Source organism: Streptomyces sp. CB01249 (assembly GCF_001905735.1).
Classification (GTDB): Bacteria; Actinomycetota; Actinomycetes; order Streptomycetales; family Streptomycetaceae; genus Streptomyces.
In genome coordinates, this window is the sequence record NZ_LISW01000004.1 from 524536 (window position 1) to 547023 (window position 22488).

General features: G+C 68.2%; 13 protein-coding genes. 7 read left to right on the forward strand and 6 right to left on the reverse strand.

Annotation, left to right across the window (positions count from 1 at the left end; genetic code table 11):
- Positions 1-101 precede the first annotated feature (101 nt).
- The 4 genes from mads6 (at position 102) to AMK18_RS35300 (ending at position 12534) form a co-directional block, all read left to right on the forward strand.
- A complete protein-coding gene (gene mads6 / locus AMK18_RS22015; RefSeq protein ID WP_073864084.1) occupies positions 102-4310 on the forward strand; it encodes a methylation-associated defense system protein kinase MAD6 in 4209 nt (1402 codons plus the stop codon).
- Positions 4310-6004 (forward strand): methylation-associated defense system protein MAD7, encoded by a 1695-nt coding sequence (mads7, locus tag AMK18_RS22020; protein ID WP_073864085.1) that lies wholly within the window; start codon positions 4310-4312, stop codon positions 6002-6004. Before mads6 ends, mads7 begins: the two co-directional genes overlap by 1 nt.
- Positions 6005-6009: 5 nt before the next feature.
- A complete protein-coding gene (gene mads8, locus AMK18_RS35295; RefSeq protein ID WP_073864087.1) occupies positions 6010-11550 on the forward strand; it encodes a methylation-associated defense system ATP-binding protein MAD8 in 5541 nt (1846 codons plus the stop codon).
- 654 nt (positions 11551-12204) lie between these two features.
- A complete protein-coding gene (locus tag AMK18_RS35300) occupies positions 12205-12534 on the forward strand; it encodes a hypothetical protein (RefSeq protein ID WP_241836614.1) in 330 nt (109 codons plus the stop codon).
- 353 nt (positions 12535-12887) lie between these two features.
- Here the strand turns inward: AMK18_RS35300 and AMK18_RS22030 are convergent, their stop codons facing one another.
- The 3 genes from AMK18_RS22030 to AMK18_RS22040 all read right to left on the reverse strand — a co-directional run bounded on the left by AMK18_RS22030 (position 12888) and on the right by AMK18_RS22040 (position 16367).
- Positions 12888-14348: a GMC oxidoreductase gene (locus AMK18_RS22030; protein ID WP_073864088.1), complete on the reverse strand. Its 1461-nt coding sequence runs from the start codon at positions 14346-14348 to the stop codon at positions 12888-12890.
- Positions 14349-14395: 47 nt separating this feature from the next.
- A complete protein-coding gene (locus AMK18_RS22035) occupies positions 14396-15217 on the reverse strand; it encodes a phytanoyl-CoA dioxygenase family protein (RefSeq protein ID WP_018102169.1) in 822 nt (273 codons plus the stop codon).
- A gap of 70 nt (positions 15218-15287) precedes the next feature.
- A complete protein-coding gene (locus AMK18_RS22040; protein WP_241836615.1) occupies positions 15288-16367 on the reverse strand; it encodes a GNAT family N-acetyltransferase in 1080 nt (359 codons plus the stop codon).
- Positions 16368-16569: 202 nt separating this feature from the next.
- Here AMK18_RS22040 and AMK18_RS22045 point away from each other — a divergent pair, with 202 nt between their 5' ends.
- Genes AMK18_RS22045 through AMK18_RS22055 form a run of 3 tightly spaced genes read left to right on the forward strand, consistent with a single transcriptional unit; the run spans position 16570 to position 19062 of the window.
- Entirely contained in the window at positions 16570-17328 is a 759-nt protein-coding gene (locus tag AMK18_RS22045; RefSeq protein ID WP_241836616.1) for a phytanoyl-CoA dioxygenase family protein, read from the forward strand.
- 52 nt (positions 17329-17380) lie between these two features.
- Complete coding sequence (locus AMK18_RS22050) at positions 17381-18277, forward strand: glycosyltransferase (RefSeq protein ID WP_073864091.1); 897 nt, start codon at positions 17381-17383, stop codon at positions 18275-18277.
- Positions 18278-18306: 29 nt separating this feature from the next.
- On the forward strand, positions 18307-19062 hold the full coding sequence (locus AMK18_RS22055) for a class I SAM-dependent methyltransferase (RefSeq protein ID WP_018102173.1): 756 nt from the start codon (positions 18307-18309) through the stop codon (positions 19060-19062).
- Between the two features lie 28 nt (positions 19063-19090).
- On the opposite strand, the gene AMK18_RS22060 is transcribed toward AMK18_RS22055, so the two are convergent.
- The 3 genes from AMK18_RS22060 to AMK18_RS22070 all read right to left on the reverse strand — a co-directional run bounded on the left by AMK18_RS22060 (position 19091) and on the right by AMK18_RS22070 (position 22413).
- Positions 19091-20296 carry a TRM11 family SAM-dependent methyltransferase gene (locus AMK18_RS22060; RefSeq protein ID WP_073864093.1) on the reverse strand — a complete coding sequence of 402 codons (1206 nt, stop codon included), beginning with the start codon at positions 20294-20296 and terminating at the stop codon, positions 19091-19093.
- Between the two features lie 150 nt (positions 20297-20446).
- Complete coding sequence (locus AMK18_RS22065; protein ID WP_241836617.1) at positions 20447-21592, reverse strand: glycosyltransferase family 4 protein; 1146 nt, start codon at positions 21590-21592, stop codon at positions 20447-20449.
- Entirely contained in the window at positions 21589-22413 is an 825-nt protein-coding gene (locus AMK18_RS22070) for a PIG-L deacetylase family protein (protein ID WP_241836618.1), read from the reverse strand. Before AMK18_RS22070 ends, AMK18_RS22065 begins: the two co-directional genes overlap by 4 nt.
- Positions 22414-22488 lie beyond the last annotated feature (75 nt).

Consider the following 22488-nt stretch of genomic DNA (forward strand, 5'->3'; position numbering starts at 1 on the left):
GGGGTGTCGTCCCCTGGTACTAAAGTGACCCTGGCACATTGCGGTGCGGCTCACTCACAACCGTCCGCACTTGACCGAAACGGACGGGGGCCCGGGTACTCATGGCGCGCATCATCAAGGTCGGCGACCCCGTCAACGACGCCGAGCGCATGGTGTTGCGTCACCTTCGCGACCACGCCCCCGACGACTGGTCCGTGATCTCCAACTTCGAGATCTACCGGGGCCGCCAGTGCTTCGAGGTCGACCTCGCGATCCTCACCGACGGGGCCTGCTATATCGCCGACACCAAGGGCACCCACGGGCGCATCGAGGTCTGGGGCAAGAAGTGGTATCCGCAGGGGCGGCAGCCGTTTCCGAGCCCCGTCAAGAAGCTCCGTGAGCACGCCAAGACCGTCGGGAGCTTGTTGCGGCAGTCGCACCTCTCACCGCTGATCGGCTCGGTGTGGTGCGAGGAGCTGGTGATCCTGCCGTACGACGACGCGCTGTTCGTCGACCACGACGGGAAGGACGAGAGGAACACGGTCCTGCTGAAGGACCTGGTTTCCTTCCTCTCCGCCCACCGGCCCTCCCGGCTCGCGCCGAACACGCCGGAGATGCCAATCACCGGCCTGCACGACGATGTCGCCCGCGCGTTGAACGCGGTGTCGCGGGCCCCCTCGGGACGGCGCAGGTTCGGGATCTACGAGGCCCGCGAGACCCTCGTAGAAGCGGACCCCCAACCGGAGGCCGGCCCGGAGGCCGACGCAGAGGACCGGGTGTCGGTGTACCGGGCGGTGCAACCCGACCAGCCGAACGCCGGGACGTACCTCATTCAGGTGCACACTGTGGACCCACTGCTGCCCGAGGCGGAGCACACCCGCGAGCGGGAGCGGATCGGCAATCCCCTCCAGGCGCTGAACAAGCTGCCGCCCAATCCGCACATCGTGCCGTGCGTCCAAGTATTGCCGCTTGAGGACGAAACCGGATACTTCGTCGTCCTCAAGGACGTACAGGCCGAGGCGCTGAGGGTGCGTATGGCGGACGGACCCGCAGCGGTCGGGGCGGACGCCCGGCGCCGCATCCTGTCCGGTGTGCTGGCCGGTCTCGCGCTCGCCCACGCGTACCGGGTGGTGCACCGCCACCTCTCCCCGGACACGGTCCTGGTCGCGCGCAACGGCACTGCGATGCTCACTGGCTTCGACTTCGCGCACACCGGGCAGAAGCGGGCCGGGACCGTCGCAATGGACGCGTACGAGCAGGCCGAGGCCACTTATCTCGCGCCCGAGTGTCTGGATGAGCCCGGACGGTTCTCGGCCGCCTCCGACATCTTCGCAGCGGGAGTGCTTTTTCATGAGCTGTACACCGGAGAGTTGCCTTCCGTTACCGGTGGGGCGCGGCTTGTGGACAGCCTGCACTCGGCCGAGATCAGCCCGGAGATCAGGGAGCTGATCCGGCGGATGCTGGCCGCCGATCCGGCACTGCGGCCGACCGCCCGCGAAGCGATCGCCGAGCTGGAGCCGCTGCTGCGTGGCGGTTCGGGCGGTGGTACCGGTGGCTTCAGCGGTAACGCGACCGCGGGCGCTTCGCCCGAGGACCCCTTCGACTGGGGGAACCCGTACAGCTACCGGAACCTGCCCGACGGCTTCCGGCTCACCGAGAAGTTCCAGGTTCGAAAGAAGCTCGGGCAGGGCAAGTTCGGCGTCGTCTATCAAGTGTTCAACACCCTCGACGACACCGACGAGGTCCTGAAGATCATTACCAGTGACCCGGAATCGGTAGGAGTCCGACTCAAGGGCGAGTACCGGATCCTGCGTCAGCTGCCCACCCATCAGAATTTGGTCCGTGTCATCGACGCCGACTGGATGCCTAAGGGCGGATTCCCCTATATGCGGCTGGAGTTCGCAGAGGGGCAGGACCTTCAGGCCTCGGTCACCCGGGAGCACCGCCTGGGCGCCGCCGACGTCGTACGGCTCCTGGAGGACTGCCTGGCCGGGCTGGGACATCTCCACCACAACGGCGTTTACCACTGCGACATCAAGCCCAGCAACCTGCTGTGGACGGCGGACGGCATCAAACTGCTGGACTTCAACGCGGCGGTCTCCGTCGACTCCACGCTGACGCCCACCCTGGGCTCGCTCCGCTACCAGGCCCCGGACGCGGTGCTGCGGCAACGCCCCACCCGGGCGGAACTCGCCGACCTGGACCTGTACGCCCTCGGCGTCTCCGCCTACCTCGCGCTGACCGGCGCGTACCCGTGGCCAGGGCTCGCGCAGCCACCGAAGGACGAGGAGGCGCTGGACCCGCGGAAGATCAGCGGCCTGGGTGATCTGAGCCGTCCGTTCGCCGATGTGCTGCTGCGGTCCATCGCGCCGCGCCGCGCCGACCGTTTCCCCGACGCGGAAGCATTTCTCTCGGCTGTACGGACCATGGGGGAGGTCCGCCGGACCCGGGCCAGTGAACAGGACGACCAGCCCGAGCCCGAGCCTGTCTGCGCGACAGACGCCGGGCAGTACGGCACCAACGCCTTCGTCAGCCATCTCCAGACCCTCTACAGCCAGAATTCCCGCACCAACGCGGGTACGCGAGGGCTCGACCCCGCACAGTTCCCGTTGTACGTGGCCACCGCCCTGGACACCGCGCTCCGAGACGACGTCCTGAGCGGCGTCCACCGCCTGGTCGTCATCACCGGGAACGCCGGTGACGGGAAGACAGCCTTCCTGGAACAGCTGTCCGTCGAGGCCCTCAAACGCGGTGCCGAGCCAGGCCAGAAGCGCGTCAACGGTGACGACTTCGTCTACCGGGGGCGTGCCTTCCACACCAACCACGACGGCAGCCAGGACGAAGGGGGCCAGAACAATGACGCCGTACTCGACGCCTTCCTCGCGCCCTTCCAGGGAGAAGTCGCCGACGCCTGGCCCCAGAACCAGACGCGGCTCATCGCCGTCAACGAAGGGCGTCTGACCGACTTCATCACCGCCCACGCCAGCCGCTACCCGCTTCTCGCGCGCACCATTCGGCAGGGGCTGGCGAACGGCGCCGCAGACCACGGCATCGCCGTCGTCAACCTCAACACCCGCGACGTCGTCGCCGACCCGGCGGGCACCAGGGACTCCATCCTGCACCGCATGGCGCAGACGCTGACCGACCCCAAGCGCTGGAGCGGCTGCGCCTCCTGCGACCTGGCACCCCGCTGCTACGCCCGGCACAACGCGCAGACCTTCGCCCACCCGACGGCCGGGCCCGTTGTCATTGAGCGGCTCGCTGCCCTGTACCGGATGACGCATCTGCGCGGACGACTCCACATCACACTGCGCGATCTGCGCTCCGCCCTGGCCTACATGCTTACCTCCGGCCGGGACTGCACCCAGATCCATGAGCTCTACCAGCGTCCGGAAAGCATCCAGGAGCGTCTCGACAGCTTCTACTTCACCAGCTGGACGGGTCTGCACACAGGTGGTGAGCACGAACAGGACCGCCTCCTGACACAGTTGCGTGAGCTGGACGTGGCGACCGTGGCCGATCCGCAACTCGACCGCAAGCTGGACTACACGGGCCCAGACGGCGGTCACAGCCTGATCTCTGTCGACCAGCGGGGCAGCCATGACGCGGAGCTGCTCGCCGAACGATTCGGGGCGCTGCCCCGCACCCCGTCGGCAGACCAGGCGGAAGCCGTCACGCACCGTTCCTACCTCGCCGCCGCGCGCCGCCGCTTCTTCTTCGAGAGCCTGGACGGCGAGCGCTGGAAGTCCCTCCTCAGTTACCGCGCGGGAGGCAGGTTCCTGGACCTGCTCGCCGGGAGTGAACCCGTACAGGCCGAGCTGGGCCGGATCATCGAGGCCGTCAACCGGGGCGAAGGACTGCCGGGGGCACTGTACGACGGCGAGCGGGCCCTGGCGCTCCAGGTCAGGTCCGTGCCTGGTGGGACCGTCCGCAGTCACCGGCTGTTCCCCGCCGACCGCTTCACCATCGAGGTCGGCAAGCCCGCGGCCTCCGACTACGTGGAGACCAGCCCCCGCGAGATCGTCGTCCGCTACCGGGGGCGGACGCCGGACGGATCAGCCGAGCACCGTGCCGAGCTGGTGGTCCGCCTCGACCTGTACGAACTCCTCGACCGGTTGCACGCCGGCCATCAGCCGGGTGTCGAGGACCGCCAGGGACAGAACCTGGCGCTGGCTGTGTTCAAGAATGCGCTGTCGGCCACCTCGTACCAGGAGGTTCTGCTGACCGCGCCGGGCAATGCGCCGCACCGCATCACCAGGCTGCCGGACGGAACGCTCCGGCTGGGGACCGAAAGTGAGCACGGCGGCATCGCGGCGACGAGGGAGAAGTGATGGCGCTGCGCAAGCGTGACAGCGAGTTCCGGCATCTGGGCGTGTCCTACCTGGACTTCAAACGCATCGAGATGGACAGGGTGTTGACCGGGTTCCTGATGAGGGTCAACCACAACGGCCAGACCAGCAAGCTCGCGCGGGGCAGGGCACTTGCGGACGAGTTCGTGGAGGAGTTCCTCGCCGAGGAGCACTCCGGGAAGTTCCAGGGGTTCCGGGACTCCCCGGACATCGCGCAGCGCTGGATCGAGACCCAGCTCCTGGACATGGTCAACCGGGGAAAGCCCAACCAGGCCGTCGCGGGTCTACGCCCGCTGCACGGACTGACGTACAAGTTCCGTAACTACAACCACTCCCGCGCTTACGGAGCCGACGCCCAGCTCTACGAGATGCTGCGACATGCGCGGGGCGGGCGCGGCGCACTGGCGCTGGACCGGATCCGCGCGTTCTTCTTCACCGGCCTCGACCCCGCCCTGGGCACCCAGCTGCCCGGCACCAGCGTCGATATCGAGACCCAGGCTGTGCTCCACCTCAACAGCCAGGTGAAACAGGACTCCCCGACGAGCGTCAAGGGTTGGTACTCGGCTCCGCCGCTGTGCGTGGGACAGTCCGACCTGCTCGCCGATGATGTCCTACGGCTGCTTTCCCTACAGGACCTGCTGCCCCGAATCGTCATGGTCGAGCACCTGAAGATACTCTTCGCGTTCCACTTGGCCCTGGGTCAGCTCAAGGCGATGAAGCTACTGCCAGCCATCGTGGCACGCCTCGCCGCCGAGCCGACCTGCGGACCCGAGAACTGCCCCTCGGGTGATGGAGGTTCGGGCAAGGTTTTGGGCAACTGCCCCTTCGAAGTCGGGCTTCTGGTCGATGCGGCAGGTGTGCCTGGCACCCCCGTCGCTGCCCTCGCGGAACACAGCGCGGACGTGTGGCTGCGGCGCATCCCCGGTTTCGTACGGGCCGGGTACATGGTGCGCAAGCTGGGCGAGTTCGCCGATCACCTCGCCGACAGCAAGGAGATCACCAAGCCGTCCCGAAGCTTCTTCACCGTAGCCGAACTACTGCGGTACGCCGGCGAGGGCTACAGGGAGCGGCGCGAGCGGTTCTTCGCGGCCCGCATGGACACGCTGCTCGACGAGACTCCGATAGACGAACAGCCCGAGGGTGTACGACCTCTGCTGGGCGCGGGAATGGGGCTCGGCGCCTTCGAGCAGTACATCGAGCTAATCATGGCGTACCGGGGTAAGTACCACTACGACTACATCGTCGATGCCATCGACTCGCTGCTGCTGAAGAATCGCCCCGGTGCGGTCATCACCCAGCCCCATCGTGGCCGGCGCCGCTTCGTCATGGACAGCGCGCTCCTGGAAGTCCTGGTCCAGATCGCGCTGCTGCGGCCTAATCCGCGCGGCACGAAATCGCGGTTCCCTTACCACACCGAGCAGTTGAGGCTGGACGAGTTCATGGACACGCTGCGCACTCGCTACGGCCTGCACGTCGACCGGCTGCCGACCGACGACGGTTTTCCCACCGCCGGGTTCGAGGAGCAGGCGGTACTTCGGGCGAACGCCGAGGCGTTCACCACCCGGATGCGAGAAATCGGCTTCTACAGCGATCTGTCCGACGCGTACCTCACCCAGGTGATCACACCCAGATTCGCGATCGCCATGGACGGCACGGTCACGACCGATGGAAGGTGACGGGGATGGCACGCGGACTGACCGAGCTCACCGAGGCGCAGTGGCGGGACGCCCTGGAGCATGCCCTGCTGCCACGGTTGGCCGCCGTACTGCGCGGCAGGCAGGCCGGGCACTGCATGCGCCTGGGCGATCTGGACACCAACCTTGCCGCACGGCTGGTGGGGGGGCTGCGCACCCTGGTGCCCGACGCGCAGGTGTTTGTCCTGGGCGAGGGAGACGGGACGATCCCCACCGGTGCCACAGTGACCAGTACTAAACTCGTCGAACTGCGCAACCCCGACGAGGAAGGCGGGCTCCGCCCGCCGCTTCTCGTCTTCGTACCGCCCGGCACCCGGGCCAGCGCCGAGGACTCCTTCGGTATCGCCACCTTCGAGCAGCTAGCCCTGGACGACGTGCACGCGAAGCTCAAGGCGTCGCTCCTGCGCGAGTTGCCCGACAAGTTGCGCCCGAGCGTCACCGAACTGCTGGAGAGGCAGGCCGAGGAAGGTAGCCTTGTCGCGGACGACCGGGCCGCCGTGCGCTACCTGTTGACGCTACGGGAGAACGACCACGACCCCGAGGCGGCAGGGGCCGCTGTTCATCTGCTCGGGCTAATCCCCGACTTCGGCCTGTACCAGGATCCGACCCTGGTAGGCCGCAAGGCTGACCGTAACCGCAGGACCGTCGCCAAACTTACCGAGGCGACGACCACCGACCGCCAGCGGGTCCTGAGCCTCGGGTTGCCCCAGAACTCCCCGGCGGCACAGGAATTCCTCCGCCGGTTGGTGCGGTTCGCCTCGCGCACCGGCCTGGACACCCCCTCACGCTGGTGCCGGGCGATCGCCGTGGACCCTGACAACTGGCCGCTCGCTTTCCATCACTGGCCACAGGAGAACGAGCTCGGTGACGAGCGGGTCGGCATCGAAGTGCACGAGCTGGCTGTCCTGCCCAAGGCGGGTCAGAACGAGGACGACCTACGCAATCACCCGGCGCTGGAAAGGCTCTTCGGTGGACAGTATCTGCTGCCCGGCGGACTCACCTCGCTTCCCGTCTTCTTCACTGTCGACCCCGATCCTCGCCACGTCGCGGGCCTCATGCGTTTCTCAGTCCAGATCCTCTCCGAGAGTGAGACCGACGAGGACCGCGGTGCCACCACGGTCAGTCCGACCGGTTTCACCAGCACGGTCGCGGTGGCCAAGGTCGCCAAGACGGTCTACCGGGCGACCATCAAGCTGAAGAAGGGCCGCAAGGCCGACTGGGAGGAGGGGTGGCACTTCGTCCGGGTCACCCCGCTCGACCGCAATGGCGATCCCATGCGAGTGGCCGGTGCGGAAGGCGCGCACCGGCCCCATGAGAGCGACCGTTTCTATGTCGTCCCCGACGGTGAGTTCGACGATCCTCCCGTCCAGCGTTCCCAGCACGCACCCGGGCTCGCCCAGGCGATCAACCGGCTGCGCTTCACCGCGCGTGCCGAGGGACGCGATCCGTGGCGGGTGTCCTGTCGCACCGTGGGCTGGGGAGCGCGAACGGCCAAGACCTGGCCGCTGCGCGCGGGATTCGGGCCGGCGGGTCTGATCACCGTCGATCTGCCCATTCCGCTCGCGGAGGCCGAAGAGCGGATGCTGGCCCGGCCGCACGCCCTCGAAGGGCCACGACTGAACGTCGATGCCTCGGGGCGCTGGCACCTCAGTGACGACGAACCTCTGGCCGTCACGCCCGCCGACGGCAGCGAGCTCGACGGCTTTCTCCAGGCGCGCACCACGCTGTTTGCCGCGGTACGAGCCGACGCAGACGGTTCCGTGCCGCTGGTCCTGGAAGGCACCGACCCCCGCGCCATCCGCCAGGAGGCGGAGGCCTGCGCGGAGGCGTATCTGAGAGCGGTCACCCGATGTGTGCGTGCGCTTGAGAACGCCCGGGGCAGTACGGGTGGGCAGGATCGGGCCGAACTCGCGTTGCTGCTGCGTACTGACACCGTGCCGGTGGAGCTGGCAGACGCGCAGGGCGGACATCGCCGGATGGTGCTGATCTCGCCCACCCATCCGCTGCGGGTGCTGTGGTGGTGCGGGCAGGCGGCGCTGGCCGACCACTGGCTCGATCGTACCGAGGGCCAGGACAAGGGCCGGGTTATGGAGACCCTGCACAGCCTTGTCGAGCGGCTCGCCCCGCTGGGGTTCCCCCTGGTCGTGCCACTCACCACAAGCGAACTAGCATTCGCGGCTGGGCAACTGACCGACTACTGGCAGGTCTGCCTGCCCAGCGAGACCGCCGACCCCAGGGGAACGGTATCCCGGCTGGCCTCCGCCCTGGGCGTCAGCGACAGCTCCACCACCTCCGGTGTGGTCACTGGTGCCGACCTCGCGGACCGCGTCGAACGCTATGTGCGGCTGCACCCTTATGCTGACTCCCTCGTCATCAACGCCCTCGGTGTTGGCCGGGGCGAGGCGCTGGTCACGATGCTGACTGAACTCCAGAGCCGCAGACACCTGGCTCATCTGCGCTATACGATCCGCCTCTTCACTGACCACCCCCGGGAGCCATGGGTGGGCGAAGCGCTCACCGACCTGTTCTCCCCGGGGTCCGGACCGCGCGCCGCCGCCGCCGAGGCTTTCGGCACGCCTGGAGACCCGCTGCGGCCGAAGCTCGCCGTCGTGGTGCGAGACGCTGCAGACCTCCGGACCCGCGCGACCGACTTCCCTGCACATCTGACAGTCCTGTTCGATCCCTTCGGCGGCGAGCAGTTCGACATCGCGCCGGGCGCACGCACCTCGGGCCGGGCAGCGGCACACGGTCTGGTGCAGGAACTGACCAGCTATTACGCCGAGGACGAGGAGTTCGTGTCCTGGAGCCGCCAGCCTCGGCACGGTGCCACGGATCCCGTGCCCGGAGCCGAGGAGACTGGGGACCTGATGGCAGCGCTGCCGGAGGTCCTGTCGGCCGCCGTGGTGACCATGACATCCGGGGAACCGCGTCCTGGACAGCTGCCGCAGATAACGCTGCGTCTCTCAGCCCGTGACAAAGCCCTGCTCCACGATGTGCACCAGGCCAGTGACTGGGTCGTCACGGTGGACCGGACCCTCGGAGTGGAGTACTTCGACCACGGCCGGACCGACCGGCCCGAGTACGTCATCGACTACTCGGCGACCGCGCAGACCGGTATGGGCCATCACATCGTGGTCTCGTCGCGGTCGGTCGAAGAGTTGCGCGCGCTGATAGGACCAGTCCTCGACGACCGGCAACTGAACCTCGAACCTCGCCATGTAAGGACGTTCTTCGACCAACTGAGAGAGCTCTCGGGCAGCTTCGCCTTCAAGCTCGCCGCGCTCGGCAGCAGCAGTCGCACCGAGGTCCTGGGTCTTGCTCTCGCCAGGCTGTACCTCGGATACCAGGGCGCCCTCCACAACCAGGTACTCATCCCCCTGGACGCGCACACCGACCTCTACGGCGAGGCGCAGCGCCGTATCAGCGTCGGCGACGGTGCCATTCGGCTGCACCGGACGGACCTGGCGCTGTTCGACCTGGATGCCGAACGCAGAGCCGTGGTCTGCCGGCTGGTTGAGGTCAAGTGCTTCACCGGGGTGGGTGGCCTGGGCGCTTACGACGCCAAGAAGAAGCAGATCAGCCAGCAGATCGACAACAGCAGGACGATCCTGGCCGCGCAGTTCGACCCGCTCGTCGAGCGGCCCGACCGTCCCTTGCAGAACCTGACGCTCCGTTCGCTGCTCGACCACTACCTCGCGCGCGCCAACCGTTACGGCCTTTTCAACGAGAAGGGGTACGACGAGGCGCGCTGGCTTCTCGATCACCTTGACCACGGTTACACACTTGAATTCGCTGGTACCGGTCTCATCTTTGACCTGAGCGCTGATGGCACGGACATTGAGACCGACGGCGGAATCACTTTCCACCGGATCGGCTGTCAGCAGGTGACCGAACTGCTGGGCGCCGTGGAGACCGAGTACCTCGGCGGAGCGGTGCGCAGCGCGCCTCATCTGCTGGCGGAGGCGGAACTGGAGGGGATCGGGCGTGGCGAGGCCACTCGCAGCCTGTGCCCCCGTACTCGCGGTCGCGAACTGCCGGAGGAGCCGGCCCCGCTCAGCGCGGTGCTGGATGACGAGGCCCCGCCGACGGCGGCCGATCGAGCGGAGGTCGCACGTGAGGCGGCTGAGGCTGAGGCACCTCAGGTCCCGTCGCGGCAGGTCTCCGACAGCTCTTCCGACGGGGAGTGCTCCTCAGGCTCGCCGGACGCCCGCGCCACAGGGACGGAGTGTGTCGCCATCGTGATGGAGGCCGAGGGCTCGGTGGCAGGCGCGGAACCAGAGACACCGGCCTTGCCCACCCAGGAAGGCACGGCAGAGCCGACGGACAGCTCACCGGAACCCGATGTCTTCCTCGGGGTCTCGAAACCGACCGGGCAGTACGGCCTGCTCGGCGTGAGCGCGGGCCGGAAGGTCGCCCTGGACCTCAACGAGACTCACACCATTAGCCTGTTCGGTGTGCAGGGTGGAGGAAAAAGCTACACGCTCGGGTCGATCCTGGAGATGGCAAGCCTGCCCGCCCCTGGCGTCAACCAGCTCTCACATCCCCTGGCCAGCATTGTCTTCCACTACAGCGATACGGAGAGCTACGCGCCCGAGTTCACCAGCATGACCCGCCCCAACAGTGACCGGGATCAGCTGGCCACACTCCGGGAACGTTACGGAGCCGAACCCGCGGCGCTGTCCGATGTCCTGCTGTTGGCCCCCGCCGACATGGTGGAGGAGCGGAAGGGCGAGTTCCCTGATCTGGACGTACGGCCGCTGAAGTTCTCCTCCTCCGAACTGAAGGCAGCTCACTGGCGGTTTCTGATGGGAGCTGTCGGCAACCAGGCGCTCTACATCCGCCAGCTCGGAAGAATCATGAAGGCCAACCGCGACAACCTGACACTGGACGCGATCCGGCTCGGGGTGGAGCAGTCCTCCCTGTCCGACTCGCTCAAGCAACTGGCATACGACCGGCTGGAACTGGCCGCCGAATATATCGATGACGACGCCCGGCTGCAGGACCTCGTACGACCTGGCCGGTTGATCATCGTCGATCTCCGTGACGGCTACATCGGGGAGGACGAGGCGTTGGGGCTGTTCGTCGTCCTCATGCAGCTGTTCGCTGATGCCCGCCACGAGGGGCACGCGTTCAACAAGCTGGTCGTCTTCGACGAGGCACACAAGTACATTCGCAGCCCCGATCTTGTGGACGGCCTGGTCTCCAGTGTCCGCGAGATGCGGCATAAGGGAATGTCCATTCTCGTGGCCAGCCAGGACCCGCCGTCCGTGCCGATCTCGCTGATCGAACTGTCCAACCACATGGTGCTGCACAAGTTCACCTCGCCTGCGTGGCTAAAACATCTGCAGAAGGCGAATGCCGCCCTCTCCGCCCTGACGGCGGCGCAGATGGCGGCGCTGAATCCCGGTGAGGCCTTCGTGTGGTCGGGTAAGGCCACCGACGACGCCTTCACTCGAGGCGCTGTGAAGATCCGGTGCCGGCCGCGTGTGACGAGTCATGGAGGGGCCACCAAGACGGCCATCGTGTGACAGCGGCGTGGGCGCCCTTATGCCGCACTGTGGTAGGCGACGGGTTGACCGGGCCAGGGTGGAAGGCGGCCGCCGTACCGTTGCCAGAAGAGGGGACGCCTTGACCCTAAGTGTGCCGTCGTGTCGAAGAATGTTGTTCGCCACACCTTCGCTGACCTCGGACGACCGCCGAAGCGCCCCGACACCGGTGGAGGCGCGGGCAATCAGAGCCGGAGCGTTTCATCACGAGGTTGTGGGTGGGGCAGGTCCAGCCGACGGTGACGAGGTGAAGGTTCACTGACCGTGACTATAAGTGATCGACAACACGTGAGTCGTGGAACTCTGGTTCCTCCAGCGAGCCCAGAGGTGGCCACGGGATGGCCGGACACCTTCGGACGGTGCAGCACAAGGTATGGAGAGCGGCGAGGTCTGTGTCGGGGCCGAAGTCGATCTCTAGAATGTGCTTGCCGGGCCTAGGAACGAGGTCGGTCCGGACAGCGGTCGCCGTCGTCGCTGATGTCGTTTGAAGGCGGCCAGGTCGCCACTGGCCGAGATCACTCGTATGGGTGAATCGGTCAGTCAGGGAGTTCTCTTCGCGCGCTTCGGTAACGCTGGGTACCAGCGCGGGGGCGGAAGAAGATTTGGTGTCACCCCCGGCGGCGTTGGGAGGGCGCAGTGACTGAAGAACCCGGAGTAATTGACGATGCGGCCCTTACCCGCAGGTACGTGCTGGCACTACCACCTACGGTGAGCTTGCAGACGGCCAACAGAATCCTTTCGCTGGGGAGAAGCACCGGCTACGGTCTGGCGAAGCGTGGCGAGTATCCGTGCAAGGCGCTGAAACTGGGTAATGCCTACCGGGTAGTGACCGCCGACCTTCAGCGTCTACTGGCGCTTGATGAGGCGGCAGAGGAGCTTGTGCCGACGCTGCCGCCGCAGGTTCAAGGGAGTACTCCCACGCGTGAGGAAGCGACGAGGGATTGCTGCTGCCATTGCCGTTGTTGATTCCTGCAGGATTCGTAGGCAGAGCATTGGGTGTGGCCCATCCCTCGCTTGTTGGGTTGCTACAGCCGGTGTGACGGGAGCATGAAGCCGGTATCACTCGTGGCCGGGGTGCTCCTGGTGGCCGCCCGGTGGCCGGACGCCTTTGGACGTCGTCATACGAGGCAACGTAGGACAACCGGCTGTACATGCCCTGATCAGGCTAAACGTCACTCAGCAGCACGACGCGGCATTGGGCAACATGAATGCTTCTGGTCTCGTAATGCGTAGGTCTCGGGTTCGAATCCCGAAGGCGGCTCCGTTGAGAACCCCAGGTCACTTTCGTGACCTGGGGTTTTTGGTTTCGGGCCTGCGGGTCAGGTCGTCAGGTGGTGGGCGAGGCGGAGGGCCAGGGCTACTACCGTCAGGGTGGGTGGGGCATAGCCGCCGGTGGGGAAGGTGGAGCCGCCCGCGATGTGTAGGTTGGTGACGTCGTGTACGCGGCTGTCGCTGTTCACCACGCCCTCGGACGGGGAGTCGGCCATGCGGGTGGTACCCAGGTGGTGGGGGCCGCCGACGGTGTCCAGGGACCAGGCGTTGGGGCGTATGCGGGCTTCGGTGGCGCCGAGGGTGTGCAGCAGGTCGCGGGCGGCAGCCGCCGCCACGTCCACCGTGCGGTGGTCCGTGTCCGTGAGCTCCCAGTGGACGACCGGCTTGGGCACTCCGTAGCGGTCGCGGTCCTCGCCGAGGACGACGCGGCTGTCGCGGTTCGGGATCTGCTCGGTCACCGCGACGAGGGCCAGTTCGTCGCTCGTGGCGGGCACGCTCTGCTTCAGGTGGACGGGGCGGTCCCGGTGCTCCACGGCGATGCGGTGCTGGGTGTGGGCGCCCACCTCCTCCAGGAACAGCTGCGCCCTGCCCACCCCGGCCGCGCGGCAGGCGTCGTCCGAGAGCATCAGGGCGCCGGTCGTGGACATGGGCTGTCCGTCACGGGACGTCCCGGCCGGTTCGCCCGCGAAGAAGCCCAGGTCGAAGTCGGCGGCGTTGCCGCGGAAGCGGAGGATGTCGACGTGAGGGTGCTCCATGAAGTAACGGCCCACGATGTCATGGCCGTTGCCGAGACCCTCGGGCCACTGACCGTTCGCCGAGGCGAGGAGCAGGCGGGGTGTCTCGAAGCCGCCCGCGGCCAGGACGAAGGAGCCGCCGGTGACGCGGCACTCGCCCTTCGGCGACGCCACGACCAGGTGGTCGACGCTCGACCCGTCCGGTGACGTCACGATCCGCGTCACCGTCGCGTCGAGCAGGAGGTCCGCCCGGCCCGTCGTGAACATCCCGGCGTGCCGGTGGCCGAGCTGGACGGCCCCGAGCGCCGGGAAGCACCGCGACTCCAGCGGGGAGCCCGCCGTACGCGCCTCGTCCTGGCGCTTCCAGGACCTGAGGTCCACCTTGTCGGGCACCCCGCAGAAGGCGAGCGCTTCGGAGTAGTACGGCGCGAGCTCCGCGTGGTCCAGGCACCAGCCGGACGCGCCGGTGACCTCGGGGCGGTCCTCGAAGTCGATGGGGTCGAGCGGTTCGATCCAGCCGCCCCACAGCGTCGTGCTGCCGCCGAGACCTCGCGGCCGGCACGCGGCGAGGTTGTAGTACGGGTTGCCGCCCTCGATCCGGCCGCCGCCCAGATCGGGGTCGGGGGCGGGGCGGAAGGCTCCGCTGTCGAGTACGAGGACGCGGCGGCCGGCTTCGATGAGTCCGGAAGCCACCGCCATCCCCGCGGGGCCGGCGCCGACAACGACTACGTCCGCTTCGAGCGCGGGCTGCTGCGGATCGATGGTGGAGATCACCGGACTCGTTCCTCGTGTCTCGTATCAGGGGTGGGCGGAGGTGGGGTCTATTCGGCTTCGGTACGGATCTCCGGGCGCCCACCGGCGTACGGGCCCGTGAGCAGCTGCCGCTGGCGCGGGGTCCAGGGCTGGTCCAGGTTGGCCCAGGGGGATGCCTTCTCCCACTGGATGTGCCCGGGGGCGTACTTGCAGAGAACCGCGCGCCGGTCGTGCCCGGCGGCCCAGGGGAGCGATCCGTGGGTGACGGCCTCGGTGAAGATGACCGCGTCGCCGGCCTTCATGGGCACATGGACGACGGGCGGTTCCTCGCCGGTGATCGCACGGATCTCGTCCGGGACGGGGAACGACGACTTGTGGCTGCCGGGTATGACGCAGAAGCCTCCGTCGCCCGGGTTGACGTCGCTCAGCGCGAAGGACACGACCACCAGGCCGTTGTACATGCGGCCGTCACGGACGAGGTAGTACTGCGAGGGGTCGAACGGCGTGGCCCCGTTGTGCAGGTGGTGCGGGGTGCCGTCGCCGGCGCCCGCGCGCATGAAGATCGCGTAGCTGTGGTCGATGCGGAGCTGGGGGCCCAGGAGCTGTTCCAGGGCCGGCAGGATGCGCGGGTGGTCGACGAGGTCCCGGAACGGCTTGCCCCAGTCGCTGAGGAGACCATTCGTCAGGTCGACCGGGCCCATGGCCTCGTCGTCGTTGCCCTCCTCGGAGTCGGGGAACCCCGTGTGGATGTAGTGCGTCTTCTCCAGGAGTTCGGGTACGCCGGCCTCGTCGACGCCCGCGTTGAGGGCGGTCAGCTCCTCCTGGCTCAGCACATCGCGCAGCACGATGTAGCCGTTGAGGTCGAAGAGGTAGCGCTCGGTCTCGTTCAACGGATGTCCTTCGGTAGTGACGTGTGAGGGAGGCCGCGGTACTTCCCGGGCCTTCCGAGTACTGCCGGTGCTACTTCGGGGCGAATTCCGCCCGCAGGACGCATTCCTGTCCGGCCCCGGCATCGAGTTTGTAGAGCTCGTCACCGCGCCCGGTCCGGAGACGTGCGCAATCGCGCGCGGTGAGTTGTCCGAGCGTTTCTTCCAGCAGGATTCTTCCCGGACTGTACTTTCTGAAGTCCGTGGAATAGCTGCGCATATAGAGAAGAGGATCCTCCGGTGGGCCGACATGCAGGTCCTCGGCTATGCGGAGGCCGTCCAGTTCGAGCACCCATAGCCTTGCCATATTGCGCTGTGCCAGCCCGCACATCATGGTTCCCATGAAACGGGGAAATCCGGGGAGGCGTTCGACCGCGGGAAGCTGATCGATGCGTCCCTGCCGGGTCCAGTTCTCGAATCTGGTCCGCAGGAACCTTTCGCCCTCGGCGACCGTCAATTCGTCCCCGGTGACGACGCCGAAGGTGAGAGGCCCCCGGCCGCCCAGATAGCGCATTCTTCGTGCATGTCTCGCGGCGTTGACGCGGGCCAGCGCCGGCGTGATGACGGGCGCCGCCTCCGCCTCCAGGGCCCACTGCGGGGACCCCCGCAGCTCCCGGGTCAGCCGGCCGTCCGGCGCCAGGGCGTCGAGCGTGACCTTCATGCTGTCCTCGGCGGCGATGTCCTCCAGCAGTCCCACCAGTGCGTTGACCAACTCGCCTGCCCGGTGGGGGCGGTGGAGGACCAGGTCGTGCTCGTCCCCCAGCGGTTGGCCGGCGAAGGTGAGCGTGCCCGCGCCCGGCCCGCCGGCTTCGGTGAGTGCCACCGCGGCCCAGGCGTCGTCGTCGCGGACGACCGCCACGGCGGGCTTCCCGAGTTCGGGCAGGTTGTTCCATGCGGAAAGGACCCATTCGGGCCGGCAGAACTCGGTCGCGATGATCCCCGCGGGCCAGTTATTGACGAATTCGACGGCGTCGGACGAACGAAGCACTATTGCAGAATGCAATTGTTCTGACACCTCCCCCGTGTCTGCGTTGATACTACCCAGCAAGATCGCGCCGTCAAGCGTCATTCGTGGTGGGCTGCGGGTGCGCGCGGCACCTGCCTCGTTGCCCATGACGCCATGTCAACTACCTGCGGTTCCACCGGTGGTGGGATCGGTGGTGTAACGCACAGCACATGCCCCCGGCATCCGCAGGGCGGTGATCGAGATGTCTTCTATGTCGTTTTGATCGGACTTTTTCTTCCGTCCTGAAGGCGCCTTTGTGTGCTTCACTGTTTGCCGACTGAAGATCTGGTCACCTCACAAGGGGGATGTAGTGACGGACGCAGCCGATCTGATTCCTGCCCTGCCCGACATAACCGATGACCTCGGCACTGCCATCGAGCACGTACGCGCATACGGATGCGCACGATTGGCCGGTGCGCTGTCCGAGGAAGAAGTCGGTGAGCTCCGCGAAACAATTCACGCGGAAGCGGCGAAGGACTTGGCCGACGACAACGATCACATCTATTCCGACGGGTCGAACCAGCGCGTCTGGGCGCTGTTCAACCGCGGTGAGTCGTTCCTGAAGCTCGCCGAACACCCGACCGCCCTCGCGCTCATGGAGTCCTGCCTGGGGCCGGATGTACGCATGTCCAACCTGAGTGCCAACATCACCGGTCCGGGTGGCGGTGCCATGACGCCGCACTGGGACCAGGACTGGGCGGCACGTCCCTGGCCGCAGGCGCTCGCGGCCCATGTCATCTGGATGGTGGACGAGTTCACGGAGGAGAACGGGGCCACTCTGGTCGCGCCGGGTAGCCATCTGCTCGACGGCCCGCCGCCGGAAGGTTCGATGGTGCCCGCCACCGGCCCCGCCGGCACCGCCCTGGTCATCGACGGCCGGATCTGGCACGGCACGGGGGCCAACCGGTCGGCCGGCTCCCAGCGCACCGGCGTGCTCGCGTACTACTGCCGTCCGTACATCCGCCAGCAGGAGAACTTCCAGCTGAGCATGGCCCCTCGGTGCGCGATTCGCTGTCGCCGGAGCGCCGCGACTTCTACGGCTTCGGCTTCTACGAGTACCTCAACATGATCAGCGGACCGCCGCGCGACCTCGACCGCTACTGAGCAGGGGGAAGAACGGAGTGAAGGTCAGTATCGGCATCTTCGCCCACAACGAGGAACACACCGTCGGCCGCGCGATCGAGGCGATGCTCGCGCAGGAGCCGGAGCAGGCGAAGATACTCGAGATATTCGTGCTGTCCTGCGCGAGCACGGACAGCACCGTCGCGGCCGCCGAGGCCTACGCCCGCCATGACGCCCGCCTCACCGTGGTGAACAGACCGAAGCGCGAAGGCAAGCTGGCCGCCATCAACGACTTCCTCGCCCGGGCCACGGGCGACGTCCTGGTGATCGCCGGGGCGGACCTGGTGGTCGCGCCGGGTCTCGTGGAACGCCTCGTCGAGCCCATGAGGCGCGATCCGCGGTGCGGGATGACCGGACCCCGAATCGCCACCCACGGCACGGCGGGGCTGACCGGGCGGATGCACGATCTGCTCTGGCGCATGCACCACGAGATCGCCTCCATGCAGCCCAAGCTCGGCGAAGTCGTCGCGCTGCGACGTGAGTTCGTGCCGGAGGGGCTGCCCACGGGCATCCACTGCGACGAGGTGGTGATGGAGGCCGAGGTGATCCGGCGGGGCGGCCTTCTCGCGTACGTCTCCGAGGCGGAGGTGCGCAACTTCCCGCCGAGCGACGTCCGCGAGTTCTACGGCCAGCGGCGCCGCATCGCCTGCCAGCACCGGGCGGCGGACCGTCGGCTGTCCTACCGGCCGGCCACCCTGAGGAAGCGGAACGTCGTGCGCGCCGCCCTCAACGTCGTGCGCGAGGACCCGGGCCGGGTGCTCACCCTCGCCTCGCTCTGCGGAGTCGAGCTGGCCGCCCGGATGCAGGGGGCCATCGATGAGCGGCGCGGGCGCACGTACCAGGTCTGGAGCCCGGTGCTGCGCGAAGTCCGGGTCAACGCCACCCAGCCCAACTGAACCGCCCGCAACGTGAGGTGAAGAGAGACATGCCCGAATACGCGGCACAGCAGTACTGGGACGAGGTGGCCGGCCACATCGGAGTCCGCTCCGACGGAGGCGGTGTCGTCGCCGGGGACGACACGGAGTTCTACCGGCTCAAGCGCTCCATGTTCATGCGGCGGTTCCTGGGCCCGGCGCTGCGGGACGCGGCCACGGTCCTCGAAGTCGGCTGCGGCCCCGGCGGCAACGTCCGGTGGCTGACCGAGCAGGGCAAGAAGGTCGTCGGCGCGGATCTTTCGGAGACCATGCTGCGACACGCCGGGCGTACGGTCGACGCCGAGTTCGTCCATATCGACGGCCGGACCCTGCCGTTCGAGGACCGCCGCTTCGAGGCGGTGTTCGTCGCCACGGTCCTCCAGCACAACCCGCCCGAGGACGCCCGCTCGCTGCTCCTGGAGATGGCCCGGGTCGCCGAACGAGACGTGCACCTCTTCGAGGACACCGCCGTGCTCCCGGTCCACGACCGGTCTTCGCACTGGCTGCGGCGGCCCTCGTGGTACGCGGCGACGCTCCGCGACGCCGGTTTCACCCCGGTGGCGACCGAGCGGCTGAGGCTGAGCGCCCAGGAGGTGTCCGCCGCGCTGGTGCGCGCCGCCGCGTCGGGCGGGCGGCACGAAGGAGCGAGGGCCACCCGGCGGCACATCAGGGCCGAGGCAGCCGTGCTTCCGGTGGCGCGGGTGGTGGACGCGGTGGTGCCGCCGGCCGTGGGGCTGACCCGTATGTCGTTCCGGCGGGTCCGGTAAGGAGCGGGTGCGCCCGTCCTTCCGGGCGTCAGCGCGAGAAGCGGTTCAGCGAGCGGCGGTAGGTGCCCATCCCGATGAGCAGGGGCTTGGCGGGGGTCCTGGGCGCCTGGCGCCGCTCGTCGCTCTGCCGTTCCTGCGGCGTCCCGGGCTCCTGGGACGCCGGGGATTCCTGCGGCCTCCGAGACTGCTGCGGCTCCTCGGTCTGCTGCGAGGGCTCGGGGCCGGTTCGCCGGTCGCCGATGAAGACCGTGGCCGGGTGGCCGTTGACCAGGATCTCGTGCGTCTGACGGACCGCGAGGCCGGCGTCCGTGAGCGCCGCTTCGAAGGCGGGCGCGCCCCGGCGGGCGCAGAGCAGCACGTACCGGCCCTTCGCCGGGTTCAGTACCCGGGCCAGGGAGAGCCCCGTGGTCCTGGCGAACTCCTCGTACGGAACGGGCAGTTCCTCGTGCTCGCCCCACGGCGGGTCCGTCACGACGGCGTCCACCGAGCCGTCGGCGATGGACGGGAGGTCCATGGCGTCCTCGTCCAGCAGCCGCAGCCGGCGGTCGCGCAGTGCCTCGCCGGGCAGGAGTTCGCGGTGGTCCGCGAGGTCCAGGTCGGAGTAGACGACCTCCCGGGCCGGCAGGGAGAGCCGGGCGACCACGAAGGAGCCGCTGCCGGCGAACGGGTCGAGGAAGGTGTCCTCGGGGCGCGGCTCGGACGCCAGGACCAGCATGGACGACAGCTCGTGGGAGAGGGCGCCCCGGGCCTTCTTGGGGCGGGCGGGCTTGGGCAGCCGGGCGCAGAACATGAGGTCGCGCATGTCCAGGCGGCCGATGACCCAGTACTCCTGGCCGCGGCCGCTGGGTTCGAGCCGCATGCCCGTGCAGGCGGAGACCGTGCGCTCGATCTCCCGCTTCGGGGCGCCCGCGACGGACGCCAGTTCGCCGTCGACGTGGACCATCACGCGGAAACCCCGGGCGCGGGGACCGGGGAGCGGCGGGAATTGCGATTTCTTCAGCGAGCCCGCCAGCTGCGCCACGTTCGTATTGATGTCGCCGCGCCGGATTTCGGAGATCACCGCAAAGGCGTTTTTCGCGAAGGGAATGTCCGCGACGCGTTCCATCGGTGAACTGGACGAGAAGAGCATGGCGCTGTCGTCCTGGTACTCCGCCCGGAAGTCGTCGACGAAGTGCGACATGGCATCCGCGACGAGGTCGCTGGTGCCGGCGGGGTACTGGATGAAATAGCGCATCCGGGAAGCGTACCGGAACCGGGGGCCGCCGGAGGCGGCCGTCTTCGGGGTGCGGAGGGCCCCGCGCCCCGGTCCGGTCCGGGGCGCGGGCGGCCCTTCCCGGCCGCGTAACCGCCGGTGAACCGCCCGCTCCCCGGCACGGCCCCGCGGTCAGCGGGAATGCGACGCGGCAAGGGGCCAGGCGGTCGACGTCGCCCGGGCGTATACCTCGCTGATTTCCGCCCACATGCGGGCGACGCCGAATTCCTCCAGGGCGCGGAGCCGGCCCGCCCCGCCCATTTCCCTCGCCTTCCCGGGTGTCTCCAGGAGGGTCCGCAGCGCATCGGTGAGCTGGGATTCGGAGCCCGCGTCCGTCAGCAGGCCCGTCGTGCCGTCGGCCACCAGATCGGGAAGTCCGCCGACCCGGGTGGCCACCACGGGCAGCCCGGCCGCCATGCCCTCCACGACGGCCCGGGGCGTCCCCTCGGTGTCCGAGCAGCACACGAGGATGTCGGCGCCGGCGAGCAGATCCGGGACGTCCCGGCGCAGGCCCGTGAAGTGGACGCGGGCGGACAGCCCGAGGTCCGCGGAGCGCTTCTCGTACTCCGCGAGCAGCGGGCCCGCCCCGATGACGACGAAGGACACATCGGCACGCTCCCGCGTCAGGGTGCGCGCCGCGCCGAGGAAGAGATCGGGCCGCTTCTCCGGGGAGAGACGTCCTACGTACACGACCTTGGGGCCTTCGGGGGGCAGGGGGAGTTCGTCCATGGGGAAGGACTCCCCGCCGCCCGGCGCGGCCCGGACGCCGTTGGCCACGTACTGGACGTCGGCGTGGCCGAGCGCGCGCAGCCGGGTCGCCTCCGCGGCTCCGGCGGTGATGATGGCGTCGGCGAAGCGGAGGCAGCGTTCGTTCAGGACGGTCATCGCCCGCAGTTTGATCCCGGTGCGTATGAAACCGTGGCCGGAGATGACGTAGGACGGGAATTTCCCTTTTCCCGTGCCGGACATCACCTTCAGGGCAGTCGTCACGTAGTCGGCGTCGTAACCGTGCGAGTGCACGAGCGTGGGGCCGATTTCTTCGAAGTACGCCCGGAGGTGCCTCGTCCAGCGGCGCAGTCCGTCGGCCGGCAGGCCGGAATTCTCGATGCCCCGGGCGTCCAGGAGGGCCCCGTACTCGGGATTTCCGTAATGGCAGACGAGTGCGCGTGCCCCGGTGCGGTTCTGTTCCTCGGCGAGGTCGGCGATGTGCAGGTCCGCGCCGCCGACCTCGCCGGGGGGTTGCGGGCGGATGACGTGGAGGACGGTCGGCAGGGTCACGGCCGCCACCAGTAGCGCTCGGCCGGGGTTCCGTCGCCCAGGGCGGTCGCGTGCGCGGTGATCTCCTCGCGGCGGGAGTCCGGTTCGAACCAGAGAATGGGGTGCTGGGACGCGTAGCAGTCGATCGCGTCGAGCTTCCGTTCCCAGTTCTCGCGGGAGTACCGGCTGATCAGCGGGGTGCCCGGGGCGATCTCCGCCTCCCAGCCCGCGCAGTGGTCGTAGAGGATGTACGGCAGTTCCTCGTACCAGAGGACGGAGTCCCGGGGGCGGTCGAGCCGGCGGGCCGCCGCCGCCACCAGGAGGTGGTCGGCGTGCCGGCCGACGCCGAGGGGGGCGAGGACGAGATCGGCCCGCTGGACGGCGGGCAGGGCCGCGAGGGCTTCCGCCAGCCGGCCGGTCAGTTCCGGTTCCAGGTCCCGGGCCTGCTCGGGGACGAAGATGTCCTGGTCATGGGGGTAGAGGTGGCGTCCCGACGCGTCGCACCGGTACAGCGCCTCCGGCATGCCCAGTCGCGTGGAGCCGACGCCGAGCAGACCGTGCGCCCTGTCGTCCTCGGCCTCACGCGGTCCCATGGGATCGTCGGTCAGGCCGATCGACTCGTGGAAGCTCAACGCGGCCTCGGACAAAGGGCTTTCGGGCATCCCATTGAATACGGTGACGGTCGTGACGCGGGAGCCCCATTCGGCGCAGGACGACAGGAGCGCGCCGCAGGACAGGACCGCGTCGTCCAGGTGGGGCGAAAGGACCACGAGGGAACGGCCCTTGAATATGTCCGGGTCCTTCCCGGCGCCGGGAATCGGCTGAATGGCTGCGGACGTCATGCTTTCCCCTTGTGCATGTGTTTCTGAACTACCCTTTTATTGAGCGTACTTGAGGTATCGGTGCCGGAAGTAAGG